Raw genomic sequence first — 24,377 nt, 5'->3', positions numbered from 1 at the left:
GATGGCCGCGACGAGGGAGCGATACTCCCTCGGCGGCTATCTGCGCTGCTTTTGAAAGGTTTGAACCATGCGCGTTCTGATTGCTGAACACGACCACCCTGTGTACGCCCAACTGCTGCGTCAGGCAGCACCTGATCTGGAAGTGCTGACCAGCGGTGACTCCGCCGAACTGGCCAGCCAGGCTGCCGATTGTCCGATCTGGCTGGGCCAGCCGGACCTCCTGGCGACATTGCTGCGTCAGGGCCATCAGCCACAATGGTTGCAGTCGACCTGGGCCGGCATCACGCCGCTGCTCGCCGACGGCTTGCCGCGTCACTATCGCCTGACCCGCGCGGTGGGGATTTTCGGTCAGGTGATGGCCGAATACGTGCTGACCTACATGCTCGGCCACGAGCGCGAAGTGCTGCCGCGGCTGGTCAGTCAGGTCGAGCGCAAATGGGACAGCCGTCAGGGCCAAAGCCTGGCGGGACGCAAGGCGCTGATCGTCGGCACCGGTGATATCGGCCAGACCGTCGCGCAGTTCCTGCTGCCGTTTGGCGTCGAGTTGTATGGTATCGCCAGTGAAGCTCGCGAGCAGGCGCCGTTTGTCGAAGTGGGCGCGCTGGCGGACTTGCCACGCCTGGTCGGTGAAGTGGATTACGTGATCAATTTGCTGCCGAACACCCCGACCACCCACGACCTGTACGACGCAGCGCTGTTCAAGCAGTTCAAGCCGACCGGTTTGTTTATCAACGTCGGGCGCGGCGTCGCGGTAGTCGATGCGGATCTGGTGGAAGCCTTGAAGGAAGGGCATCTGGCGGGCGCTGTGATCGACGTCTGCCGTCAGGAGCCGCTGCCGCAACGTCACCCGTTCTGGACGGCCTGGGGCCTGTTGCTGACCGGCCACAGTTCGGCGCCGACGTCACCGACGATGATGGTTAAGCTGTTTGTCGACAATGTGCGGGCGTATCAGGCGGGCGAGGCGTTGCGCGGGGAAGTCGATTTCAATCGCGGGTATTGAATCCACTTTGCTTGAATAGTGTGCGAAACCCACTGTGGGAGCGAGCCTGCTCGCGATGGCGGTGTATCAGTCGACATCATTGTTGGCTGACGTTCCCTCATCGCTAGCAGGCTAGCTCCCACAGTTGTTTGCGGTGTGGCTTAGAGGGTGAAGTCGCCTTCAGCCGCCAACTCGCTCAATGGACGACGCGGGCTCGGCGCTTCGCGCGCTTGCAGGTAATCCGCCAGTGTCGCCTTGTCCCCCAACTTGCCCACCGCCACTGCCGCGTGCAGTGCGTAACCTTCAGGAATGTTCAGCACCTTGCGGGTCAGCTCCTGATCGAAACCGGCCATGCCGTGGGTGTGCCAGCCGCTGATGCTCGCTTGCAACGCCAGATGGCCCCAGGCTGAACCTGTGTCGAAGGTGTGCCACAGGGCCGGGGTTTCTTCAGTGGCGCCGGGCGCCGTGAAGGTGGTTTTCGAGATCACGATCACCAGCGCAGAGGCATGTTGCGCCCAGCTGCGGTTGAACTCGTTGAGCAGGCCCAGGTAACGCTCCCAGTTCGGCGTATCGCGACGCGCGTAGAGAAACCGCCACGGCTGCGAGTTGTAGGCCGAGGGTGCCCAGCGTGCGGCTTCGAAAAAGCTCAGCAGCGTTTCTTCGGGAATGGTTTCGCCGGTGAAAGCCCGGGGCGACCAGCGATCGGTGAATTGAGGGTGGATGGCATATTCGGCAACGCGTGGGTTGGCACTCATGCAGAGATTCCTTGCGACGTTTGAGTGAGAAAGTCGATTAAAAACCGGCGGGCACAGTCAGGCTGGGCGATGAGGTTTTTCGTGAGCCTGGCACTTCATCTGAATGCAACGCAGTAGGGCGTTAATGGCACGCAGGTCTGTCTCCTTGCGACTGGCAAAGCTACTGGTCGGCGCAATATCTGACAAGTCCCGGTCTACCGGCAGTCGCCAATGCTTGGCCCGCAAGGGCCTTGGCACTAGACTGGCGGCCTTTTCACCACCTGATGTTGATGCTTGAGCCATGGCCGCCAAAGTCGAACCGTTCTGGATACGCAAAACCCTCGATCAACTCGATCAGCAGGAGTGGGAGTCGCTGTGCGACGGTTGCGGTCTGTGCTGCCTGCAAAAGCTCGAGGATGAAGAGGACAACAGCGTTTATTACACGCGCATCGCGTGCAAGTTGCTGGACCTGAAAACCTGCCAGTGCAGCGATTACCCGAACCGCCGCGAATTCGTGCCGGACTGCATCCAGCTCACGCCGGGCAAGGCCGATGAGTTCAAATGGCTGCCGCCCACCTGCGGTTATCGCCTGGTCAGCGAAGGCAAGGATTTGCCACTCTGGCACCACTTGGTGTGCGGTGATCGCGACGCGGTGCATCACGAACGCATTTCCCAGTCCGGGCGCATGCTCGCCGAAGGCAGCGTGGCCGAGGACGATTGGGAAGACCATCTGATTTTCCGGGCGGGTTAGTTTTACAAAGGAGTGTGTATGGCTGTGGGATTGCGGCTGGCGTTGGCCGTTGGGCTACTGGCCCTGAGTTCGCCGGTGTGGGCGGCGAAGAAAGTCGATCTGGATTACCACGTGCGCCTGTTGCCGCAAAGCGATCAGGCTGAAGTGCGCCTGACGCTGGCCCAGGGTTCGGCGGTGCGCAGTCTGGATTTCGACCTCGACGATGGCAGCCATTACAGCGACTTCAAGGCCGACGGCCAATGGCAACTCACGCCAGGCAAACAGGCCCGGGGTGTCTGGCGCCCGGCGGCCGACAAGGCGAGCCTGACCTACCGCGTGCGCATCAGCCACGGCCGCAAGAGCGGCAGCTTCGATACGCGCATGACCCCGACCTGGGCGTTGATGCGCGGCGATGATCTGGTGCCCGCCGCCAAACTCGATCAGCAGGACGGCATCGAACTGGTCTCACGCCTCGAATTCGAATTGCCCACCGGTTGGAAAAGTGTCGAAACCGCCTGGCCACGGATCGGCAAGAACAAATTCCGCATCGATAACGTCTCCCGTCTGTTCGACCGGCCAACCGGCTGGATGCTTGCCGGTCACCTCGGCAGCCGGCGCACGAGACTTGGGGAAACCGAAGTCACCGTCGCCTCGCCTCAGGGTCAGGGCATGCGCCGCATGGACGTGCTGACGTTGCTGACATTCGTCTGGCCGCAGGTGCAGGCCGTGTTCCCGCGCCATCCCGCCAAACTGCTGATTGTCGGCGCCAATGACCCGATGTGGCGCGGCAGCCTGGCGGCGCGAGAGTCGATCTATCTGAATTCGCGTCTGCCGCTGGTCAGTGAAAGTGGCAGCAGTGCGCTGGTGCGTGAGTTGGCCCAGGTGTTCGGGCGGATCAACGACAAGCAGCGCAGCGACTGGATCAGCGAAGGCTTTGCCGAGTACTACGCCATCGAGCTGGTGCGCCGCGCCGGTGGCATGAGTGATGAACGGTATGAGAGTTTGCGCAGGAAGTTGGCCAAGGATGGCCAGAAGGTCACGACGTTGCGGGGCGAGCAGGTCAGCCCGGCACAGATTGGCAAAGCGGTCTTGTTGCTGAGTGAACTGGATCAGGAAATTCGCATTAAAACCCGTAACAAACGCTCGCTGGACGATGTGTTGCGCGGGGCGATGCATCTGGAAAGTGTGGATACCAAGGAATTCGTGCAACTGGCCGAGAGTGTGATTGGCGAGTCTTCAAAAGTCCTTGATACCGATTTGATTCAGTGACACCGCCATCGCTAGCAGGCTAGCTCCACACTGGAGCTTCGTCGTACACGGAACCAATTTGGGAGCTAGCCTGCTAGCGAAGAGGCCATAAGCCTCAACGAATATTCGGGATCAAACCCCGGCTTTCGGCGACTTCAGCGAATCATTCCCGGTCACGGTGGCGGTGTTGGTCGCCGCCTCGGCATTCGCTTTCAACCGAGCCAGGTCTTCACCGGCACGCTCGATCTTCGCCCGCACGTTATTCATGTCCTGACGACTCTTCTCCAGCAGGCTCTTGGCCGAACTGTGGCCCGTAATGCCACGGGCCAGCGCTACGCCGCCGATGGCCACCTGGATCAATCCGAAAATACCGCCGCGACGCAGACCTTTGCCCACCATCACCAGGCCACCAGCGAGGGAGCCGGCGCGTTCCCAACCGTGGACGTTATGGTTTGAATGGGTCTGGAACGGGGTGGATTCGATGCGCTCCACGCGTTTGAGTTCGCTCATGATCTGTCTCCTGCTGGAAGGGCTGCTTCAAGAATAGATAATTAAGCTGACTGCCGAGGCGGGCGGCTTGTTCCATCGGATGTGCGTCGATTCAGCGGAATTTCGGCCCGGAGCGGGTATTGAGGCCCTTGGCCATGCGGTCATAGAGTACGACGTTGACCGTGGCCGCAAGGTTCATGCAACCGGTGGTCGGGATGTAGACCACGTTTTCGCACCAGTCGCGAATCTCTTTATCCAGCGAGCCGTCTTCCGGGCCAAAGATGTACAGCGCGCGATCCGGGTGGGTGTATTCCGGCAGCGAACGGGCGCCTTCGACCAGTTCCACGGCCACTGGCACGCAGCCCAGCGGCAGGATCTTTTTCAGGTCGTCGATACCGATCAGCGGGATGTCGTAGTGGACGCGTTTGGTATCGGTGACGAAGTCGGCGGCGCGGTCGTAACGCTTGCCGGTGTAGAACACGGACGCCACGTTGTAGCAGCCGGCGGCGCGCATGACCGAGCCGACGTTTTCCGGTGATTTGGGGTTGAACAAACCAATGCAGCTGTACCGTTTGTCTGCCACGAGCGGGGTGCCTTCGGGGAAAAAACGGCGATTATACGGGGATTGGGGGAGGGGTGTTCGGTTTGGAGACTTGTGGTGCCTGGGCAATTGCTATCGCTAGCAGGCTAGCTCCCACATTGGATCCAGGGCGTTCACAAATACTTATGTGCACAGAAGATCCCTGTGGGAGCTAGCCTGCTAGCGATGGGGCCAGGTCAGACAATGAAGATATTCAGTCGTCTTTCTTCATCAACCCCGCCAACGCCGCAAACGGGTTATGCGTCGCCTTGGCAATCTTCGGCGTGCTCAGCGAGCCCTCATCGAAATACTGCTGATCGGTGTACCGCGAGTGCTCGTTGTCGTGGCAATACAGGCACAACAATTCCCAGTTCGAACCATCCTGCGGATTGTTGTCGTGGTTGTGGTCGCGGTGGTGCACGGTCAGTTCGCTCAGGCGCTTGCCGGAAAATTCACGGGCGCAGCGGCCGCACACGTGCGGGTACATCTTCAGGGCTTTGTCGCGGTAACCCATTTCCTTGTCGCGCTGGTTGTCGGCGAGGATGCGGTCCAGCTTCGAAGTGTTGGTCGGCGTTGACGAACTCATGGGTTCACCTTTGTAAAAGACTAATGACGGTTATGAACGAAGTTTAGCTCAGCCCTTGAGCTTCTCGGCAATCCAGATGGTGTGGCGGGTGCCTTTGTTGCCGTGGGCGAAGACCTGGACTTCCTCGGCCTTGAAGCCGGCCTTCTTCAATTTGTCGGAAAACTGCTTGTCGGCACTGGCCGACCAGACCGCCAGCACGCCTTTTGGCCGCAGGGCTTTGGCGCAAGCGCTCAAGCCACCCGCAGAGTAGAGCCAGCTATTGGCCCTCTGGGTCAGGCCTTCGGGGCCGTTGTCGACGTCGAGCATGATCGCATCGAAACCTTGCGGTTCGGTTTGCAGCACGTTGGCCACGTCTTCCATGCGGATCACCGTGCGTTTATCCAGCAACGGGTTCCCGGCTTTTTCGCCCAATGGCCCGCGATTCCACTCGACCACGCCGGGCACCAGTTCGGCGACCACGACTTCTGCGGTCTTGCCCAGATGCTTGAGGGCTGACGCGAGGGTGAACCCCATGCCCAGCCCACCGATCAATACCCGCGAGTTCGGCCGGCCAGCGACCTTGCGGCAGGGGATTTCGGCCAGCGCATCTTCGGAACCGTGCATGCGCGTATTCATCAATTGTCCGCCGTCGCCGCCCTGGATCTTGATGACGAAATCCTCACCGTATTCGAACAGGCACAGGGCACCGCCGTTTTCAGGGATGGGTGCGGTGTCGAGCAGAACGAAACGTTTCATGGAGCTCTCTTGAGAAGATTGGGTATTGGGGAAGGCAAACGAACGCAGTTGGGAGTAGCCTGCAAACAGACAACAAGGCCAACGGAGCCATTGATGAAGCGCACCATTCTAACGGTCATTGCCTTGGCCGCGCTCTCGATAACTGCAGTGCAGGCCCAGGAGCTGCAAACCATTCCCACCAGCCCGTCGCCGCTGCCCGGTTCGCCCGGTACCGCAACGCCGACCCCGTACCCGCAAATCACCCCCAACAGCGTGCCCAAGGCCGGACCCGGCAGTGGCGGGCCGCCGCTGTTGCCACCGATTGAAGTGCCCAGCCCGCCGAAGGACCAGCCCTTGCCGGGCCTTGAGCAAAACCGCACGAAGATTAAGTCGCCCGGCGGTTGAGCCCGCGCAGTTAAACCTGCTGCGAGAGCAGTTGCCCGTCGGCCATGCGCAGGCGTTTGGACAGCGAGACGGCGAGGGCGCGGATGATCTTGGCGGCGATTTTCGGCGCATCGTTGAGCATCTTTTCCATCGAGTCCTTGCCCAGGTTAAGCAACTGACAATTGCTCGCGGCCACGCAACTGGCGGAGCGGCGTTCGCCATCCAGCACCGCCATCTCGCCGAACGCCCGACCGCTGCGCAGGGTGGCCATGGTCACCAATTGTCCGTCGCTGTTGGTTTTTTGCACCGCGACCTGGCCGGTGTGGATGATGCACATGAAGCTGCCGGCATCGCCTTCGTGGAAGATCTCTTCGCCCTCGGCCACCGTGCTGATGCTGAAGTAGCCCGAGGCGGCGGCGAAGTCGGCGGGCAGCAGTTGATCGAACAGGCCACAGTCCATCAGCCAGTCACGGATTTCGTTGTTCAGTAAGGTCGGTTCTGACATGTCGTCACGGTCTTTTTTTGTGTCTGTGCGAGGTTCGGGTCTTCAGTCCGGTGTCTGATCTTAAGACTCATTCACCGGACCAAGTTCCTCAGGCAATCCCCAAAACCCCGAAAACAAATGCGTATTCGAGCGCTACGTCACGCAATCCCTGATATCGGCCACTCATTCCGCCATGCCCGGCGCCCAATTCGGTCTTGAGCAGCAGCGGGTTGTCGTCGGTTTTGGTCGCGCGCAATTTCGCGACCCACTTCGCCGCTTCCCAGTACTGCACGCGACTGTCGTTGTAGCCGGCGATCACCAGCGTCGCCGGATACGCCTGCGCGGTGACGTTTTCGTACGGGGCGTAGGCCTTGATCCGATCATAAACGTCCGGCTCTTCAGGGTTGCCCCACTCGTCGTATTCCGTGACGGTCAGCGGCAAGTCCGGGTCGAGCATGGTGTTCAACACATCGACGAACGGCACTTCGGCAATCGCCGCGCCGAACAGCTCCGGCCGCATGTTGAGCGCCGCGCCGATCAGCAACCCGCCAGCACTGCCACCGCTGATCGCCAATTGCGGTGAGGTGGTGAACCCGTTGGCGATCAGGTGCTCGGCGCAGGCGATGAAGTCGCTGAAGGTGTTGTGCTTGTGTTCCTGTTTGCCAGCGCGGTACCAGGCTTCACCCAACTCGCCGCCGCCACGCACGTGCGCAATGGCAAACGCCACGCCGCGATCCAGCAGGCTCAGGCGCGCATGGGAGAACCACGGGTCGAGGCTTTCGCCGTAGGCGCCGTAGCCGTACAGATAAAGTGGCGTTGGCTTACCGAGGGCTTCACGTTTGACCACCAGGCTGATCGGCACCTGAGTCCCGTCCGGTGCGGTCGCCCACAGGCGTTGGCTGACGTAAGCGTCGGCGTCGAACGGGCCGAGCACCGGGGTTTCCTTGAGTACTTTCTGCTCGCCGCTGACCAGGTCCAGTTGGCGGATCTGCGCCGGACGGTTCAGCGCTTCGTAACGCAAACGGATGCGGTCGCTGACGAATTCCAGGCTGTTTTGCACATGCAGGCTGTAGGCCGCATCGGGCAATTGCACGCGGTAGCTCGGCAGGCCTTGCGGGTGAACTTCGATGATCGGCAAGCCACCTTCACGCAGGCTGAGGCTCATGGCCCCGGCGTTGAGGCTCATGCCATCGATCATCGTGGTGTCGCTGTGGGGAATCAGGTTCTGCCAGTCGGCTTCGGTCGGCGCAATGCCGGTATCGACAGCGGTGTACAAGGCAAAGTTGATACCGTCGCGGTTGGTGCGAATGAACCAGGTCCATTGGCCGTCGAGTGCGCCGTGATCAACGTCGTACTCATGGTCTTCAACCCTCGGCGCGATGCAGGTAAACGCCTGCTGCGGCTGGAACGCATCGAGCACCCAGACTTCGCTGGTGGTCTTGCTGCCCAGCGCCAGCAACAATTGCTGTTCCGAACTCGAGCGGTAGCAATGCATGAAGAAGCGGCCGTCCGGCTCATGGAACACTTCTTCGGCCGCTGTGCCGTCCAGTCGATAGCGGAACAGCTTGTGCGGGCGATGGGTGTCGTCCAGTTCGCCGAAGAACAGCGTCAGGCTGTCGTTGGCCCACGTCATGCTGCCGTCGCAGTCAGCGAACTCCAGTTCACTGACGCGGCCGCTGGATAATTCCTTCACGAACAGCGTGTAAATCTCATCGCCCGTGGTGTCGAGGCTGTAGGCCAGGCGCTGATGGTCCGGGCTGATGCTGAACGCACCAAGGGAAAAGAAGCCACCGTTGGCCAGTTCGTTCGGGTCCAGCAACAACTGTTCCTGGCTTTCGTCGAGTTGCAGGCTGTCATCCGCCGGGCGCGGGCAGCGGTAGTGACGGGCGTATTCGTCACCGGCCGTGGTGCGCGTGTAATACAGATACGGGCCCCACGGGGAGGGCAGCGACAGGTCGGTCTCGAGAATCCGACCCTTGATTTCTTCGAACAGGGTTTCGCGCAGACCGGCCTGATCGGCGGTGTGCGCCTCTAGATAGCGGTTTTCAGCCTTGAGGTAATCGAGCACCGCGTCGGTGTCGCGTTCCTGCAGCCAGGCATACGGGTCAGAACCTTCAGCCTTGTGGGCAATCGGGGCGCTGGTGATGTTGGCGGATTGGGGCATGAAGGGCTCTCGGACGATGTACGGAATAGAGGGTTTCGCAGGCGATATGCAGATCTTGATGCCTCTGCGGTCCCTGTGGGAGCGAGCTTGCTCGCGATGGCGGACTGCCAGACAACATGGATGTTGAATGTACTGACCTCATCGCGAGCAAGCTCGCTCCTACAGGGTTTGTGTCCTGACCGACTGGCATTGGGACAAGCCTGATGTGCGAAAAGTCGTTACTATAAGCGCCTCTTTGCCTGCCTTGCCATGGACACCATGACCGAGAACGACTATCTGATCGCTTGGGGCCTTTACGCCTTCGCCGCTTTAGGCTGCCTGTTGGTGTGGATGCGCATGACCCGCTGGATGTGGCGCTGGTTGCGCGAGCCCCTGCGGCTGCTGGTCGCCGTGTTGCTGTTCAGCCCGACGATCATCGATCCGGTGAAGGAAAAAGTCGCGCCGGCCATCGCCATCACCGCCCTGGACCTCGCGTTCAAGGTCGGCAACAACGCCTGGCGGGCGATCTCCGATCTATTCATGTACGGCATGATCGCCTTCGGCATTTACCTGGTATTCGTGGCGATCCGTTTCCCCATCGAACGCGCTTCCAACGCTCGCAAGGAGCGCACGGCGGCCGCCAAGGCTGCGGCGCAGGCCGACGACCCTGATGACAATCATCCTTTCGGCGGTGCCGGTGATGACCGTTATGGACGTCCGCCGGTCCCGAGCAACCCTCAGCGCATGCGGGTCGAACCGCGTTTGTAACCTTGCCCCTGCCTTTCAGAGAGTCCGAGCATGTGTGAGTTATTGGGCATGAGCGCCAATGTGCCGACCGATATCGTGTTCAGCTTCACCGGGCTGATGCAACGCGGCGGCCGCACCGGCCCGCACCGTGACGGTTGGGGCATCGCCTTTTATGAGGGGCGTGGCCTGCGGCTGTTCCAGGACCCGGCGGCCAGCTGCGAGTCCGAAGTCGCCAACCTGGTGCAGCGCTATCCGATCAAGAGTGAAGTGGTGATCGGGCATATCCGCCAGGCCAACGTCGGCAAGGTCTGCCTGTCCAACACCCATCCGTTCGTGCGCGAACTGTGGGGCCGCAACTGGTGTTTCGCCCACAACGGCCAACTTGCGGACTTTCAACCGACCCAGAGCTTTTACCGCCCGGTCGGCGATACCGACAGCGAAGCGGCCTTTTGCGATTTGCTCAATCGCGTGCGCGCGGCGTTTCCGGAACCGGTCGAGATCGAAGCGTTGCTGCCGGATCTGGTGGCTGCCTGCGCCGAATACCGCAGCAAAGGGGTGTTCAACTGCCTGCTCAGCGACGGCGACTGGCTGTTCTGTTACTGCTCGACCAAACTGGCGCAAATCACCCGTCGCGCACCGTTCGGCCCGGCGCGCTTGAAGGATGTCGACGTGATTGTCGATTTCCAGGCCGAAACCACGCCCAACGACGTGGTCACGGTGATCGCCACCGAGCCCTTGACCGAAAACGAAACCTGGACCCGCTACGAACCGGGCCAATGGAGCCTCTGGCGACGCGGTGAATGCGTCCGCCAGGGCAAGACCGAATAAGGATTCTTTCCCATGTTGCTCAGTTATCTACGGCTGGTGTTGTTCGCGGCGGGCCTGTTGATCGGTGTCCAGGTGCCGGGGTTCATCAACGACTACGCCAAGCGGGTCGAAGCCCACCTGATCGAGGCGCAGACCGGCCTCAGCGGTTTTCAGGGCACCGCCAATCAATTTTTCAAGGGGGATATGCAGGCGCTGGTCGCTCATTACCGCGCCAGCGAAGACCCGATCTTTCGCAGCGATGCCGACAGCCTGAGCAATCTGCTCACCCGTCAGTTGGCCCTCGATAAACAGTTCCAGGCCATGCAAGGCCCGTGGTACATCCGATTCCTGCAGGTTGTACTGGCCGCCGATCCGGATATCCGCAAGGAAACCTGGAACGGTTACAGCTACCAGATCCTGCTGACGCCGGAAGCGATGATCTGGGGCATGAGCAGCGCATTGCTGCTGTCGTTCGGGATTGAATGCCTGTTCCGGCTGATCGACTGGGTGGTGCTGGGCGGCAAACGCCTGCGCCAGAGCCGGCCGATTGAAGAGCGGGATTTGCGCGGGTTGTAAGAGAGGCCATGCGAACCCTGTGGCGAGGGAGCTTGCTCCCGCTCGGCTGCGAAGCAGCCGCCAAGCTTTTGGGGCGCCGTGCGACCCAGCGGGAGCAAGCTCCCTCGCCACAAGTTCGATGTTCTATTTGGAAAGAAACCGCATCCCTTCCTCCAACCCCCGCAACGTCAGCGGGTACATCTGATCATCAATCAAATCCCGCACGATATTGGTCGACGATGTATAGCTCCACGTATCTTTCGGATACGGGTTGATCCAGATGAGCTTCTTGTACTTTTCCTTGAACCGCTGCATCCACACGTAACCGGCTTCTTCGTTCCAGTGCTCGACGCTGCCACCGGCCTGGGTGATCTCATAAGGCGCCATCGCCGCGTCACCAATGAAGATCACTTTGTAGTCGGCGCCGTACTTGTGCAACAGGTCCTGGGTCGACGTGCGCTCGGAGGTGCGGCGCATGTTGTTCTTCCACACCGACTCATAAATGAAGTTGTGGAAGTAGAAGTACTCCAGGTGTTTGAACTCGGTCTTGCAGGCCGAGAACAACTCCTCGCAGATCTTCACGTGGGCATCCATCGAGCCGCCGATGTCGAACAGTAGCAACAACTTGACGGTGTTGCGTCGCTCCGGTCGCATCTGGATGTTCAGCAGGCCGGCATCTTTGGCGGTGTGGTCGATGGTGCCATCGATGTCGAGTTCTTCCGCAGCACCCTGACGGGCGAATTTGCGTAGCCGACGCAAGGCGACCTTGATGTTGCGCGTGCCCAGCTCCACCGAATCGTCGAGGTTCTTGTACTCGCGCTGATCCCAGACCTTGACCGCTTTGCCCTGGCGCTTGCCGGCATCGCCGACCCGAATGCCTTCCGGGTTGAAGCCGCCGGAGCCGAACGGGCTGGTGCCGCCGGTGCCGATCCACTTGTTGCCGCCGGCGTGGCGTTCTTTCTGTTCTTCAAGGCGTTTCTTGAATTCTTCAATCAGCTTGTCCAGGCCGCCAAGGGACTGGATCTGCGCCCGCTCTTCATCGCTGAGGGAGCGCTCGAATTCCTTGCGCAACCAGTCTTCAGGGATCAAGGCCTGAAGGTGGTCATCGAGTTTTTCCAGGCCATTGAAGTAAGCACCGAAGGCCCGGTCGAACTTGTCGAAATGCTTTTCGTCCTTCACCAGAATCGTGCGGGACAAGTAGTAGAACTCGTCCATGTCGGCGAAGGTCACGCGCTGTTTCAGCGCGTTGATCAGGTCCAGCAGCTCGCGCACCGAGACTGGCACCTTGGCTGCACGCATTTCATTGAACAGGTTGAGCAGCATGGCATCAGCCTCTTAGCGGGTGCCGCGACGGCTCATGAATGCCAGACGCTCAAGCAGTTGCACGTCCTGTTCGTTCTTCACCAAGGCCCCGGCCAGTGGCGGAATGGCTTTGGTCGGATCGCGTTCGCGCAGTACGGCCTCGCCGATGTTGTCGGCCATCAGCAGTTTCAGCCAGTCCACCAGTTCGGAGGTCGATGGCTTTTTCTTCAGGCCCGGTACCTTGCGCACGTCGAAGAACACGTCCAGCGCTTCGCTGACCAGATCCTTCTTGATGTCCGGGTAGTGCACATCGACGATCCGTTGCATCGTGACGCGATCCGGGAAGGCGATGTAGTGGAAGAAACAACGGCGCAGGAAGGCGTCCGGCAGTTCTTTTTCGTTGTTGGAAGTAATGATGATGATCGGGCGCTTCTTGGCCTTGATGGTCTCGTCGATCTCGTAAACGTAGAACTCCATCTTGTCGAGTTCTTGCAGCAGGTCGTTGGGGAACTCGATGTCGGCCTTGTCGATTTCGTCGATCAGCAGGATCACCCGCTCATCGGATTCAAACGCTTCCCAGAGCTTGCCCTTTTTCAGGTAATTGCGAACGTCGTGGACCTTATCCGTGCCCAGCTGTGAATCGCGCAGGCGACTGACCGCGTCGTACTCGTACAGGCCTTGATGCGCCTTGGTCGTGGACTTGATGTGCCAGGTGATCAGCCTGGCGCCGAAGGATTCCGCCAGTTGCTCGGCCAGCATGGTCTTGCCGGTGCCCGGCTCGCCCTTGACCAGCAGCGGGCGCTCCAGGGTGATAGCGGCGTTGACCGCCAGCTTCAGGTCATCGGTGGCGACGTAGGCCTGGGTGCCTTCGAACTTCATCTGCTAATCCTCGAACGGTAAACGCCGACCTGACGGGGCAGGGCGGGGCGCAATAGTTGTAGTGCCCGACTATAACGCGCTGCCCGGTCGACTGTGAACGCAGACGGCTTATTCAGTCTCTGAATGGGGCGTCACATCTTGACTCGGTTTCGGCGGCTGGCCAGTATTGAGATATCGCCATTTTGGCGATAGCTTGCGGGGCATGTCTACTAAATATCGATTTCGCGATACGTACCGTATTCAGTTACGCGAGAAGGATCACCCGCCGCCCCATGTCCACCTGGCCGGTGGCGGACTGGATGTGATGCTCTGCCTTGAGACCGTTGAAGTGATGGCCGGCAAGGCGCCGCCGCTGATTATCAAGGAAGCGCTGGATTGGGTCAGGGCCCATCAGGTGCAATTACTGGAGGACTGGAAACGATGTTATCCATGAAACGACCACGGTTGTCCGCCGTGCAGGCGTTGCCGGATTACCGATTGGCCATGACATTTATCGACGGTCAGCAACTCACGCTTGATTTGAGCCATGACCTGCGTACCTATCCGGGACTGCAACCGTTGCTGGAGGCGCGAGCTTTCTATGGTGCAACCCTGGGCGATGACGGCTGGAGCGTCGAGTGGCTTGAGCAGGATATCCAGATCGGTGCAGATACCGTTTATCTGGATGCGCTCGCACAAAACGCAGTGGATGAAAACACCCGGATCTTCATCGACTGGCGTGCGCGTACCGGATTGCCGCTCAAGCAGGCGGCCGAGGCTTTGGGGGTGAGCGCTCGAAGTATCACGCGCTACAGCAGTGGTCGTGAAGCTGTGCCGCGATCACTGGCCTTGGCCTGCCTGGGTTGGGATTTTCTGCAACAGCAATCCAATTCGGCACGGGCGGCTGAAGAAACCGGTCGCTATACCGTTACGCGCAAACCTTAACCGGCCTCCGGCTTCGGCCGCTCATACCGGGCATTGAAGGCCTGGACAAAACCATTACGCAAAATCTGCAAAAACGCCTGAAACGCGCTGATATCTTGCCGATGAACGTTGCCGCTCAGTTCCACACGCGTCGCAAACTGGTTTTTGCCCTGGTTTTTCAGCACGGTTTCCGAGCCGCCGACTATGGCCTCCCAAATGGACCGGAACAGCCCTTTGTCCTTGTTTTCTACGTCCTGCTGCCAGTTGAAAACGTCAACATCCTTCAGCAGCGGTTTGATGTAGCCGGTCAATTGGGCCTTTTTCGCTTGTGCTTCAATCACCACATCACCGTGCCCGGCATTGAAATCGAACTTGCCATAGGCGGAGGCGAAGTCGTTCATGCGTTTGAGTTCGATGTCCCTGGCGCGCAGGCGGAACTGGAAATCTTCGAAATTGCTCAGCGGATCGAAGGTCGCGGTGGTTTCCAATGGGGCGTGCCCCAGCAGCAGCGCTTTGCCCTCGAAGCGTGCGTCGCGCTTGCCTTCCTTGTCGACGACGTTGGTCAGGTTGTAAATGCTGGCGTTGACCTGGGTCGCGTTCATGTTCACGGGAGGCTTGGAGTTGAAATTTCTGAAGCTGATCTTGCCATCGAAGATACGTACTTCGTCCAGGGTGATCGGTGCCAGTTTGCTCAATTGCGCGCGCCAGTCGGTGCCCTGACCGGTCTGCGAGTTCTGCTTGTTGGCGCCGCCGTCGACGAAATTCACCTCAGGGTTGAAGAACTGCACCTTGGCCACGACGGCATGGTCGTACCAGAGCGAATGCCAACTGACAGCAAGATCGATCAGCGGCGCATTGACGAAAGGCACCGGGACCTTGCCGTCGACCTTGACGATTTTCAGCCCGTTGACTTTGTAGGCGCCGCGCCACAGGGCCAGGTCCACGTCGGTGATCTGGCCACGGTAGTCGCCCATGTCGGCGAGCTTGTCGTTCAAGTAGTCACGCACCAGATAGGGCAGGGCAATATGCACGGCCATCAGCAGTACAACGAGACCGACGAGGATCCACAGGGGCCAGCTGTATCGACGTTTCATGATGGTAAATCTCCGGCGATGTAAAGCCATTGACTGCGGTGGTCACCGGACGTTCGACCTGACTGGACGGCTACGGGCAACAGGCATACCGTGGAGAGCTCATTCAACGCTGCATAAGGACCCAGCCATGAGCCGTATTTTCGCTGACAACGCCCATTCCATCGGTAATACGCCGCTGGTGCAGATCAACCGCATTGCGCCGCGTGGTGTGACCATCCTGGCCAAGATCGAGGGACGCAACCCGGGTTACTCGGTGAAGTGCCGGATTGGCGCGAACATGATCTGGGACGCCGAAAGCACCGGCAAACTCAAGCCTGGCATGACCATCGTCGAACCCACCTCCGGCAATACCGGCATTGGCCTGGCGTTTGTCGCCGCCGCGCGGGGCTACAAGTTGATGCTGACCATGCCGGCGTCCATGAGTATCGAGCGGCGCAAAGTGCTGAAGGCGTTGGGCGCCGAACTGGTGCTGACCGAGCCGGCCAAGGGCATGAAAGGCGCGATCGAAAAGGCCGCTGAAATAGTTTCCAGCGACCCGTCCCTCTACTTCATGCCGGCGCAATTCGAAAACCCGGCCAACCCGGCCATTCACGAAAAAACCACCGGTCCGGAAATCTGGAATGACACCGACGGTGCTGTCGATGTGCTGGTGGCCGGCGTCGGAACAGGCGGAACCATTACCGGCGTTTCGCGGTATATCAAGAATACCCAGGGCAAACCGATTCTTTCGGTGGCGGTGGAGCCCGTGGTATCGCCGGTGATCACACAAGCGCTGGCCGGTGACGAGATCAAACCGAGCCCTCACAAGATCCAGGGGATCGGCGCCGGGTTTGTGCCGAAAAACCTCGATCTGTCGATGGTGGACCGGGTGGAGCTGGTCACCGATGACGAATCGAAGGCGATGGCGTTGCGCTTGATGCAGGAGGAAGGGATTTTGTGCGGCATCTCTTGTGGGGCTGCCATGGCCGTGGCCGTTCGCCTGGCCGAAACACCGGAGATGCAAGGCAAGACGATCGTGGTGATTCTGCCGGACTCCGGTGAGCGCTACCTGTCGAGCATGCTGTTCAGTGATCTGTTTACCGAGCAGGAGAATCAGCAGTAATCGATCAAACCTGTGATGTTCCGACGGTGATCCCGATTGGGGGGGGCTGATCCAGGTCAGCCCCCATTCAGGTGCCCTATGTTAAGAAGTACGTTGTTGCATATCCCTTAACAGTGAATGTTGAGAAAAGCGGGTTTTTCCCTAGGCCGGTAGTGTTTATCATGGCCGGCTGCCACGTCGGGTAAATGGCGTCGTGCAGAGTTGCTAATTCTCAAGGAGTTGTAGATGACCTTTTCCTTTGCCGCGAAGGCGTCGCTGTTGCTGCTGTTCCTCGGCAGCACTCTTTATGTGCACTTGCGCGGCAAGGCGCGTTTGCCGGTCCTGCGTCAGTTCGTCAACCATTCCGCTCTGTTCGCACCGTACAACGCCTTGATGTACCTGTTCTCCAGCGTGCCGTCCAAACCCTATCTGGATCGCAGCAAGTTCCCGGAACTTGATGTGCTCAAGGACAATTGGGAAGTCATCCGCGACGAAGCCATGCACCTGTTCGATGAGGGCTACATTCGCGCTGCCGAAAAGAACAACGATGCCGGTTTTGGCTCATTCTTCAAGAAAGGCTGGAAGCGTTTCTACCTCAAGTGGTACGACAAACCCCTGCCATCGGCCGAGGCGCTGTGCCCTAAAACCGTGGCCCTGGTCAGCAGCATCCCCAACGTCAAAGGCGCCATGTTCGCCTTGCTGCCGGGTGGCAGTCATCTCAACCCGCACCGTGATCCGTTTGCCGGTTCCCTGCGCTATCACCTGGGGTTGTCGACGCCGAATTCCGATGACTGCCGCATCTTCGTCGACGGTCAGGTTTACGCCTGGCGCGATGGCGAAGACGTGATGTTCGACGAAACTTATGTGCACTGGGTCAAGAACGAAACCGAGAAGACACGGGTCATTCTGTTCTGCGACATTGAGCGTCCATTGAGCAACCGCGTCATGACCCGCCTCAACCGCTGGATCAGCGGCCTGCTCGGTCGCGCCACGGCGCCGCAGAACCTTGATGACGAACGTGTCGGCGGGATTAACCGGGCCTATGCCTGGAGCAAAAACTCCAGCGACAAGGTCAGTGGCGTGGTCAAGCAGTGGAAGCGTCGCAATCCCAAAGCCTACCGAGTGCTGCGGCCGGTGCTGGCGGTGGTGGTGTTGACGTTGTTGGGGTATTGGTTGTTTGGGTGATTCGTTTTTCAGATGAAAAAACCGCTCTTTCAGGGCGGTTTTTTTTGCCCGTAAACATCCGGAGTGCCCGGCTGGCACGTCAGGGGTTTCGCGTTGAATGGCTGTCGCGGCTGTCGTTGTCCAAGTCATTGCAATTTATGTCGCCCGCTGGTTATAGTCGGCGCTCGGTGAATTCCAACTCACCGTCCACCTCACCCAAAAAGATCAGCCCATGCCAGCTTCCCTCATCAACGCGGTAGTCGATTCAGCGGTCCTCGCTGGCGTCGTGCCGTGCGGGAATCAGCAGCCTGCGCAGATCAGTCATTACCCCCCACCTGTCCGTAGCACGCCGGTGTACGCAGTCGTATCACCGCCGGGCGTTGGCGTTTCGGGCTGATCAGCTTCTGTTTGCTGTGACCCGTGCCTGCCTGAAAAAACTACTGGATTTCAGCTTCGGCTGAGTTGGCTTTTTGCCTGACTACAGGTGGTCTTCATGTTTGTCCTTTCGAAAAAAACCGCGCTCGCGGCGGCGTCCACGAGCCTGTTCGTTCTGCTGTGGAGCAGCGGGGCGATCTTCTCCAAATGGGGGCTGGCCCACGCGTCACCCTTTGCTTTTCTGCTGATTCGCTTTGCCATCGCTCTGTGTGGGTTGGTGCTGCTGGTGCCCTTGCTCAAGCTGAAACTGCCCAAGGGCGGCAAGCCGATGCTGTATGCGATGGCCACAGGCGTGGTGTTGCTGGGGGCTTATCAGATTTTCTATCTGCTGGCCCTGGACTTGAAGGTCACGCCAGGTGTGATGGCCACGATCATGGGCGTGCAGCCCATCCTGACGGTGGTGATCATGGAGCGGCAGCGCTCGGCCAGCCGGATGTTTGGTCTGACGTTGGGTTTGGCCGGCTTGATCATGGTGGTCTATCAGGGCATCGGTCTGGCCGGTATGTCGCTGGCGGGGATGCTCTTCGGTTTGCTGGCGCTGGCGAGCATGACGTTCGGTTCGATCATGCAGAAGCGCATCACTGAAAACCCTCTTGGTACATTGCCTGTGCAGTACCTCGCGGGGTTGTTGCTGTGCGGGATCTTCGTGCCGTTCCAGCCGTTTCACTTCGAGCAAAGCAGCGGTTTTATCGTGCCGGTGTTGTGGATGGGGCTGGTGGTGTCGGTGCTGGCGACGTTGTTGCTGTATCGGCTGATCGCACGGGGCAATTTGGTGAACGTCACCAGTCTGTTTTACCTGGTGCCGGCGGTGACAGCGGTGATGGACTATCTGTTTTTCGGCAACAAATTGGCGGTGTTGAGCATGCTTGGGATGGTTCTGATTATTGTCGGTCTGGGGTTTGTGTTTCGTAAGACAGCGTAGAAACGGGACGGGGGCATATCCGTCGTTTTGGTAACGGCGGCTATTGCCTTCGCCCTTACGGCGAGTCACTTGGAGAAACGGAACGTAATCAACCCATACGGCGGCAACCGCGCTTCCAACTTGATCGGCAACACCGCCAGCTAATCACGCCCGGCGTGATGCCGAGCAAGTCCTCGGCCTCGTACAGCATCTTGGTCGCGGTCGGTTGGATCATGCCGATGTGATCGGCGGCGTGGCGTCATGAGCCGAATTCTGCAACGCCGGCATCAACCGCAATTGGCGCAGACGCAGTCGACTGTGGATCAAGTTGGCATCAGAAATTCGGGGCATGGCCCTGCTCGCGAAAAAGACGGCGGCAAGCCTGACAACAAATGTCAGGCGTTGCCAGCATTGCTGTGTCTAACCTTCTTCACCACCGAAGTCTTCAACACCAACCACAACGCCGCCGCAATCAACACCCCGCCATAAACGTGCGCCATCGACAGCGGCTCATCCAGCAACAACGCTCCCCACAACACGCCAAACGGCGGAATCAGGAACGTCGTTGTCATCGATTTCAAAGGCCCGATCGAGCTGAGCAAGCGGAAGTAAACGATGTACGCAAATGCCGTGCAGCCCAGCCCCAACCCCAGCAACGACAGCCACACATTCCAGCCACCCCAGCTCGCCGGTGGCTGGCTGATCACGCTGTAGCCGAACAGCGGCAGCAGGAACAAGGTCGCCCCGAGCATGCTGCCCAGTGCCGAAAGACGACTGTCGAGCCCCCCGGCCTGATCGAGCCAGCGGCGGGCGAGGAACCCGGCGAAGCCATAACAGGTGGTGGCGAGCAGGCAGGCGAGGGCGCCCATCAGCAATTGCAGGTCGAACGCCACCGGGCCGGCACGGGTCAGGATGCCAACGCCGAACAACCCGAGGAACACCCCGCCCAGCTTGGCGGCAGTGAGTCGTTCACTGAAGAAAAGGCCCCCGATCAACACGCCCATCAATGGCGTGGTGGCGTTGAAGATGGCCGAGTAACCGGCGGGCAGCACCTGGGCCGCCACGGAATAGAGGGTCGCGGGAATCCCGGAGTTGATCACCCCGAGCAGCATCACGGTTTTCAGTTTGCCCTTGAAATCCCAGCTGATGCGCATCAACCCGAGAATCACCAGCAACCCCACCGCCGCAATCGACACGCGGAAAAACGCCGTGGGAATCGAGCCGATCACCGGGGCAATGATGCGCATGAACAGGAAACTCGCGCCCCAGATGGCTGCCAGCGACAGTAACCGAACGATATCGACAGGGCTCACGACGCTCTCCTTCCTTGATGGGGACGAGAGTGTTGCCGAGAGCTCTGGTGTTCGCAACCGCTAACTGGGCATCGAAATCACAAGGTCGATATTTCGGGCATTTTTGGTCAGCGTCCGTTTGGAAAGCTGATTATGTTTCGCGAAATCTCACTCTCGTCTGGTAGCGATCGTAACTTAAAGATTGAAAGGTTCAGTCTCACCCTTGCATTGCTTTAGCCGAGCAATAACCTCAGGGGCAGTTTTAGCTATGTCGATCCTACCTGCTTGATCGAGATAGACGTCTATCGTCATGCCCCATTTGGGCGTGATATCGATGCACCTCTGAAAACCTTTGTCAGTCCACCAATCGAACCTCATAAAAAAATTTTCATCAGGGAATATGTAGCCGAACTCAACCGCTGAACCGCCATGCTTAATATCACCTCTATGGATTCTGTTCTTAGTGTTCCAAACGTATTGGAATTCTTCCTTACCATTTGGTGAAAAATTGACCGCTACGACCGGAGAGGCTAGATACAAAAATGCCGGTGGAAGGATAACGAGAATAAGTAGTATCCAGCGCCCGTATCGGACTTCAGGTTTGTTTACATGCATGTATTTTGACTCCCTTTCCCCACGCGTCGGGTGTTACTGCTAACACTTCGTCCATGATTATTTTGGCGGTCACGCCTCCATCAGGATGTTGGCGATACAGCTTCACGCCAATGCTGATTGATATTCGGTCGGGAACATCATCCCAGGCCCTTAGACCATCCATATCTGCTGACCGATTTGGGCCGGGCAGTTCCCATTGTTCCTTAGGTTTTTTTGCTACCTCTAAAACCTTCCTTTTAGCATCTGAAATTATTTGCTCAGCCCCGGCACCATCCAATAAAGCGCTTTCGGAAAGGCCACCGGCCATGCCCACATATCCATAATGAATGTTCGACCAAATATCGTAGTAGTACGCGTACTTACCGTGCTTGTGCCAAACGTTTCCGTCGTACATCGCTAGAAGTTTTGGCTTGTGATCCCATTCTTGATCCTGGCCAACTTTTCGCGTCCATATCGCTGCCGCTGCAACTTTCTTAGCTTTTGCAATGTCGGCGAAGTCAGGTGATCCGTTCATACGAGCAGGCCATGGTAGCTGCGCAAAATCTTTCGCCGCCGAGTTGTGATCGTAATCAATCAGCTGTCTCATCTCCAAAACAGCGGGATCATCTATATTGCGATTCATCTCCCCAGCAATGTAAGCCGCCAACTCTTCCATCATGTCTGAATGAGGGCAGGATTGTGCTATGCAAAAGGATAGGTAGAACGGCGGGATTTCGGTGTTCGGAAACCAAATCACCATGTCTTGGTAATCCGGCGGAAAGACCGGCTTGCCGAGGATTTTTTTGGCAGTTTCCGTCGGCGGGTACACCCAAACCGGCGGCAACGGCTGCGTATCTTTCACCATCGGCATGGGCGCTGCGGTGGCGGGTGTCCAGGTCAACTTGACGCCTTGTCCTAATTCAACGACAAAGCGTTCTCCCACAGCGGTCGCCGCAATGACGGGCACGTTTTCCCAATCCTTGTTTTTGTCGGTGTAGAAGCCATAAGCGCGAACCGAGTCGTCCGCGAGTCGCTCGACATGGAGTCGCACGCGGGTCTTGGCGGTCGTGAGCGTTGTGTATTGATCGAGGGTATATAGCGCGCAGTCGGTTGAGGTCAGGTTTGACACGAGCACAAGGGCGAGAATATCCAGATTCGCCGGCTCGGCTGTCAAAGTCCCGCCAAGGCGTCCGGTCAGGGCCGTGGCGCTGCTGGAGCCACCGATCCATGCCAGCGCTGCGTTGGCCGAGCCGCTGCCGAGTACAGCTGCGTCAGTAACTCCACGGGAATGAACCCGCTGGGGTCGCTGTGGTTGGTCACGCCTTCTGGCAACACACAGGATTTGGCGAATACACAGCCTCGAATTTCCGGCTTGGCGAGTGCCGGTTGAGGTGTTGCATTACGTCGGGCTTCATCGCGAGCCTGAGCTTGTTCGTAGCGCAAACTGTCCGCTTCCTGGCGCGTATTTCGTCCTGGGTCGGTCTACGGGCGCGGCGGCATTGGGGGCAATCACACATGATAAAAGCGTCAGTACTTTATTTAAAAAAGTACACGCTAGCGGCGAGTTCAATAGTCGGCTGTAGGGCTATTCCGAAAATACGTACTCCACTTTCCTGTTTTGTCTGGCCGCTGGAGCTCATCGCAAGTAAATTCCCCTTCTCCTTTACCCGCTTCACTGGCTAAGCTCAGGCCTTCCGAATTCCCGCAGAGGTCTCACCATGCCGCAGCAATGGCCAGCCGCCGACATCGCCCGAATGATCCTCGATGGCTTTGACGATTACCGCGAGCATTTCCGGCAGATCACCGACGGCGCCCGGGCGCGCTTCGAGCAGGCCAAGTGGCAGGAGGCGCAAGTCGCCTCGGCGGCGCGGATCAACCTCTACGAAGAGAAAGTCAGCGAAACGGTCGAGCGGCTGCGCATCGCATTCGACGCCGACACGCTGGATGTCAGTTGCTGGCCGCTGGTCAAAAGCGCCTACATCAGCCTGATCGACTTGCGTTTCGACGATGAGCTGTCCGAGACCTGGTACAACTCGATCTTCTGCGGGCTGTTCAGCCACGACCTGATCAGCGATGGCTGCATGTTCATCCACACCACCCGGCCAAGCCTGCGCCGGGCCCGTGCCGCGCAAACCCGCACCTACAAGCCCCAGGGCAAGCTGTCCGACATGCTGGCGAGCATTTTTGCCGACTACCGTTTCAGCGAGGATTACGCCGACCTGGCGGGCGATCTGCGCCGCCTCGAAGCGCAGCTGCGCGAGAACCTGCCGGATTGGGTGTGCAAAGACCCGGAACTGAGCGTCGAGCTGTTTTCCTCGGTGCTCTATCGCAACAAGGGCGCTTATCTGGTCGGGCGCATCTACACCACCGACGAGCAATGGCCGCTGGCGATTCCGCTGCTGCACCTTGAGGGCCGTGGGATTCAGATCGATGCGTTGATCACCGATGAAGCCGACGTGTCGATCATCTTCTCGTTCACCCGTTCCTACTTCATGGTCGATGTGCCGGTACCGGCGGAGTTCATCGGTTTCCTGCGGCGGATCCTGCCGGGTAAACACATCGCCGAGCTGTACACCTCGATCGGTTTCTACAAGCACGGTAAATCCGAGTTCTACCGGGCGCTGATCAATCACCTGGCCAACACTGACGACCAGTTCATCATGGCCCCCGGCGTGCGCGGCATGGTCATGAGCGTGTTCACCCTGCCGGGGTTCAACACCGTGTTCAAAATCATCAAGGACCGTTTCTCGCCGTCGAAAAACGTCGACCGCGCAACGGTGATCGAGAAGTACCGGCTGGTGAAAAGCGTCGACCGCGTCGGGCGCATGGCCGATACCCAGGAGTTCGCCGATTTCCGTTTCCCGCTCAGCAAGTTCGACCCGGCGTGCCTGGAAGAATTGCTGGAGGTAGCCGCGTCCACGGTGTCGGTGGAGGGCGACACCGTGTTGATCCGCCACTGCTGGACCGAGCGGCGGATGACGCCGCTGAACCTGTACCTGGAAAACGCCAACGACGATCAGGTGCGCGAGGCGCTGGAAGACTACGGGTTGGCGATCAAGCAACTGGCGGCGGCGAACATTTTCCCCGGCGACATGTTGCTGAAAAACTTCGGCGTCACCCGGCACGGTCGCGTGGTGTTTTATGACTACGACGAGATCTGCTTTCTGACCGAAGCCAACTTCCGCCACATCCCGCAACCGCGCACGCCGGAAGATGAGATGGCGTCCGAGCCGTGGTATTCGATCGGGCCGCTGGATGTGTTCCCCGAGGAGTTTCCGCCGTTCCTGTTCGCCGATGCCGGGCAGCGCAAGTTGTTCGATCAGTTGCATGGCGAGCTGTACAACGCCGATTACTGGAAAAGCCTGCAAGAGGCGATTCGTGGCGGCAAAGTGATCGACGTGTTCCCGTATCGGCGCAAGGGCCTGGATAACGAGTAGTTCTCTGCGTCCGCTGCGCGGCCGAATCGCGAGCAGGCTCGCTCCCACTTTTGAACGCGGTGCCGCCGATTCTGGGGGCGCCGCAGATCCCGTGTGGGAGCGGGCTTGCCCGCGA

General features: G+C 59.1%; 27 protein-coding genes and 1 pseudogene. 13 read left to right on the top strand and 15 right to left on the bottom strand.

Going from position 1 to position 24,377, the window contains the following annotated elements; translation table 11 throughout:
* The first annotated feature begins 67 nt into the window (after positions 1-67).
* Positions 68-1,000, top strand: a complete 933-nt coding sequence (locus Q7W83_RS19715) for a D-2-hydroxyacid dehydrogenase (protein WP_473656598.1) — start codon at positions 68-70, stop codon at positions 998-1,000.
* Between the two features lie 140 nt (positions 1,001-1,140).
* Here the strand turns inward: Q7W83_RS19715 and Q7W83_RS19710 are convergent, their stop codons facing one another.
* Positions 1,141-1,734 carry a nitroreductase family protein gene (locus Q7W83_RS19710; RefSeq protein ID WP_150630884.1) on the bottom strand — a complete coding sequence of 198 codons (594 nt, stop codon included), beginning with the start codon at positions 1,732-1,734 and terminating at the stop codon, positions 1,141-1,143.
* A gap of 280 nt (positions 1,735-2,014) precedes the next feature.
* Here Q7W83_RS19710 and Q7W83_RS19705 point away from each other — a divergent pair, with 280 nt between their 5' ends.
* Positions 2,015-2,464 carry a YcgN family cysteine cluster protein gene (locus Q7W83_RS19705; RefSeq protein WP_150630883.1) on the top strand — a complete coding sequence of 150 codons (450 nt, stop codon included), beginning with the start codon at positions 2,015-2,017 and terminating at the stop codon, positions 2,462-2,464.
* An 18-nt stretch (positions 2,465-2,482) separates the two neighbouring features.
* A complete protein-coding gene (locus Q7W83_RS19700; RefSeq protein WP_150630882.1) occupies positions 2,483-3,712 on the top strand; it encodes a hypothetical protein in 1,230 nt (409 codons plus the stop codon).
* A gap of 111 nt (positions 3,713-3,823) precedes the next feature.
* On the opposite strand, the gene Q7W83_RS19695 is transcribed toward Q7W83_RS19700, so the two are convergent.
* From Q7W83_RS19695 to Q7W83_RS19680, 4 genes are all read right to left on the bottom strand, one after another.
* Positions 3,824-4,201 carry a YgaP family membrane protein gene (locus tag Q7W83_RS19695; RefSeq protein ID WP_150630881.1) on the bottom strand — a complete coding sequence of 126 codons (378 nt, stop codon included), beginning with the start codon at positions 4,199-4,201 and terminating at the stop codon, positions 3,824-3,826.
* Positions 4,202-4,292: 91 nt separating this feature from the next.
* Positions 4,293-4,763 carry an RNA methyltransferase gene (locus Q7W83_RS19690; protein ID WP_473656594.1) on the bottom strand — a complete coding sequence of 157 codons (471 nt, stop codon included), beginning with the start codon at positions 4,761-4,763 and terminating at the stop codon, positions 4,293-4,295.
* 211 nt (positions 4,764-4,974) lie between these two features.
* The gene (locus tag Q7W83_RS19685; RefSeq protein WP_017336997.1) at positions 4,975-5,346 is read right to left on the bottom strand and encodes a YajD family HNH nuclease; all 372 of its coding nucleotides are present in this window, start codon (positions 5,344-5,346) and stop codon (positions 4,975-4,977) included.
* Between the two features lie 48 nt (positions 5,347-5,394).
* Positions 5,395-6,081, bottom strand: a complete 687-nt coding sequence (locus Q7W83_RS19680; RefSeq protein ID WP_150636375.1) for a spermidine synthase — start codon at positions 6,079-6,081, stop codon at positions 5,395-5,397.
* A gap of 93 nt (positions 6,082-6,174) precedes the next feature.
* Here Q7W83_RS19680 and Q7W83_RS19675 point away from each other — a divergent pair, with 93 nt between their 5' ends.
* Positions 6,175-6,465, top strand: coding sequence for a hypothetical protein (locus tag Q7W83_RS19675; protein WP_150634631.1), 291 nt, complete (start codon positions 6,175-6,177; stop codon positions 6,463-6,465).
* A 10-nt stretch (positions 6,466-6,475) separates the two neighbouring features.
* On the opposite strand, the gene Q7W83_RS19670 is transcribed toward Q7W83_RS19675, so the two are convergent.
* Positions 6,476-6,949 (bottom strand): Crp/Fnr family transcriptional regulator, encoded by a 474-nt coding sequence (locus Q7W83_RS19670; RefSeq protein WP_150634632.1) that lies wholly within the window; start codon positions 6,947-6,949, stop codon positions 6,476-6,478.
* A gap of 88 nt (positions 6,950-7,037) precedes the next feature.
* Positions 7,038-9,092 carry a S9 family peptidase gene (locus Q7W83_RS19665; protein ID WP_473656590.1) on the bottom strand — a complete coding sequence of 685 codons (2,055 nt, stop codon included), beginning with the start codon at positions 9,090-9,092 and terminating at the stop codon, positions 7,038-7,040.
* Positions 9,093-9,341: 249 nt separating this feature from the next.
* On the opposite strand from Q7W83_RS19665, the gene Q7W83_RS19660 reads away from it, so the two are divergent.
* From Q7W83_RS19660 to Q7W83_RS19650, 3 genes are read left to right on the top strand one after another with little or no spacing between them, the layout of a single operon-like run.
* Positions 9,342-9,839, top strand: a complete 498-nt coding sequence (locus Q7W83_RS19660; protein ID WP_150634634.1) for an MFS transporter — start codon at positions 9,342-9,344, stop codon at positions 9,837-9,839.
* A gap of 30 nt (positions 9,840-9,869) precedes the next feature.
* Complete coding sequence (locus Q7W83_RS19655) at positions 9,870-10,646, top strand: class II glutamine amidotransferase (RefSeq protein WP_150634635.1); 777 nt, start codon at positions 9,870-9,872, stop codon at positions 10,644-10,646.
* 12 nt (positions 10,647-10,658) lie between these two features.
* A complete protein-coding gene (locus Q7W83_RS19650; protein ID WP_473656588.1) occupies positions 10,659-11,201 on the top strand; it encodes a DUF2937 family protein in 543 nt (180 codons plus the stop codon).
* A gap of 123 nt (positions 11,202-11,324) precedes the next feature.
* Here the strand turns inward: Q7W83_RS19650 and Q7W83_RS19645 are convergent, their stop codons facing one another.
* Both Q7W83_RS19645 and Q7W83_RS19640 read right to left on the bottom strand, forming a co-directional pair.
* Positions 11,325-12,503: a vWA domain-containing protein gene (locus Q7W83_RS19645; RefSeq protein WP_150634636.1), complete on the bottom strand. Its 1,179-nt coding sequence runs from the start codon at positions 12,501-12,503 to the stop codon at positions 11,325-11,327.
* A 12-nt stretch (positions 12,504-12,515) separates the two neighbouring features.
* On the bottom strand, positions 12,516-13,361 hold the full coding sequence (locus Q7W83_RS19640; protein WP_150636379.1) for an AAA family ATPase: 846 nt from the start codon (positions 13,359-13,361) through the stop codon (positions 12,516-12,518).
* 202 nt (positions 13,362-13,563) lie between these two features.
* Between Q7W83_RS19640 and Q7W83_RS19635 the strand changes: the two genes are divergently transcribed.
* Together Q7W83_RS19635 and Q7W83_RS19630 are read left to right on the top strand one after the other, a co-directional pair.
* On the top strand, positions 13,564-13,794 hold the full coding sequence (locus tag Q7W83_RS19635; RefSeq protein WP_191623772.1) for a DUF4160 domain-containing protein: 231 nt from the start codon (positions 13,564-13,566) through the stop codon (positions 13,792-13,794).
* Positions 13,782-14,285 (top strand): DUF2442 domain-containing protein, encoded by a 504-nt coding sequence (locus Q7W83_RS19630; RefSeq protein WP_473656585.1) that lies wholly within the window; start codon positions 13,782-13,784, stop codon positions 14,283-14,285. Before Q7W83_RS19635 ends, Q7W83_RS19630 begins: the two co-directional genes overlap by 13 nt.
* Here the strand turns inward: Q7W83_RS19630 and Q7W83_RS19625 are convergent.
* Positions 14,282-15,388 carry a DUF748 domain-containing protein gene (locus Q7W83_RS19625; RefSeq protein WP_458377740.1) on the bottom strand — a complete coding sequence of 369 codons (1,107 nt, stop codon included), beginning with the start codon at positions 15,386-15,388 and terminating at the stop codon, positions 14,282-14,284. The two genes, Q7W83_RS19630 and Q7W83_RS19625, sit on opposite strands and share 4 nt — an antisense overlap.
* 97 nt (positions 15,389-15,485) lie before the next feature.
* Here Q7W83_RS19625 and cysK point away from each other — a divergent pair, with 97 nt between their 5' ends.
* The 3 genes from cysK to Q7W83_RS19610 all read left to right on the top strand — a co-directional run bounded on the left by cysK (position 15,486) and on the right by Q7W83_RS19610 (position 18,960).
* On the top strand, positions 15,486-16,460 hold the full coding sequence (gene cysK, locus Q7W83_RS19620; protein ID WP_473656583.1) for a cysteine synthase A: 975 nt from the start codon (positions 15,486-15,488) through the stop codon (positions 16,458-16,460).
* 225 nt (positions 16,461-16,685) lie between these two features.
* A complete protein-coding gene (locus Q7W83_RS19615) occupies positions 16,686-17,624 on the top strand; it encodes an aspartyl/asparaginyl beta-hydroxylase domain-containing protein (RefSeq protein WP_150634642.1) in 939 nt (312 codons plus the stop codon).
* Between the two features lie 472 nt (positions 17,625-18,096).
* Positions 18,097-18,960: a DMT family transporter gene (locus Q7W83_RS19610; RefSeq protein ID WP_150634643.1), complete on the top strand. Its 864-nt coding sequence runs from the start codon at positions 18,097-18,099 to the stop codon at positions 18,958-18,960.
* Positions 18,961-19,117: 157 nt separating this feature from the next.
* On the opposite strand, the pseudogene Q7W83_RS19605 reads toward Q7W83_RS19610, so the two are convergent.
* From Q7W83_RS19605 to Q7W83_RS19585, 5 genes and pseudogenes are all read right to left on the bottom strand, one after another.
* Positions 19,118-19,290: pseudogene (locus tag Q7W83_RS19605) on the bottom strand (LysR family transcriptional regulator); the annotation flags it as partial.
* A 44-nt stretch (positions 19,291-19,334) separates the two neighbouring features.
* Positions 19,335-20,252, bottom strand: a complete 918-nt coding sequence (locus tag Q7W83_RS19600) for a DMT family transporter (RefSeq protein WP_150634644.1) — start codon at positions 20,250-20,252, stop codon at positions 19,335-19,337.
* A gap of 174 nt (positions 20,253-20,426) precedes the next feature.
* Positions 20,427-20,846: a hypothetical protein gene (locus tag Q7W83_RS19595; protein ID WP_150634645.1), complete on the bottom strand. Its 420-nt coding sequence runs from the start codon at positions 20,844-20,846 to the stop codon at positions 20,427-20,429.
* Positions 20,827-21,999, bottom strand: a complete 1,173-nt coding sequence (locus tag Q7W83_RS19590; RefSeq protein WP_473656579.1) for a polymorphic toxin type 44 domain-containing protein — start codon at positions 21,997-21,999, stop codon at positions 20,827-20,829. Before Q7W83_RS19590 ends, Q7W83_RS19595 begins: the two co-directional genes overlap by 20 nt.
* A 20-nt stretch (positions 22,000-22,019) precedes the next feature.
* Positions 22,020-22,268: a hypothetical protein gene (locus tag Q7W83_RS19585; RefSeq protein ID WP_473656577.1), complete on the bottom strand. Its 249-nt coding sequence runs from the start codon at positions 22,266-22,268 to the stop codon at positions 22,020-22,022.
* 275 nt (positions 22,269-22,543) lie between these two features.
* On the opposite strand from Q7W83_RS19585, the gene aceK reads away from it, so the two are divergent.
* On the top strand, positions 22,544-24,262 hold the full coding sequence (gene aceK / locus Q7W83_RS19580; RefSeq protein WP_150653787.1) for a bifunctional isocitrate dehydrogenase kinase/phosphatase: 1,719 nt from the start codon (positions 22,544-22,546) through the stop codon (positions 24,260-24,262).
* Positions 24,263-24,377: the final 115 nt, after the last annotated feature.

Source organism: Pseudomonas sp. 300 (genome assembly GCF_055803035.1).
The sequence above is the reverse complement of the archived record's forward strand: the minus strand, read 5'-3'. Positions and strand labels throughout refer to the sequence as shown.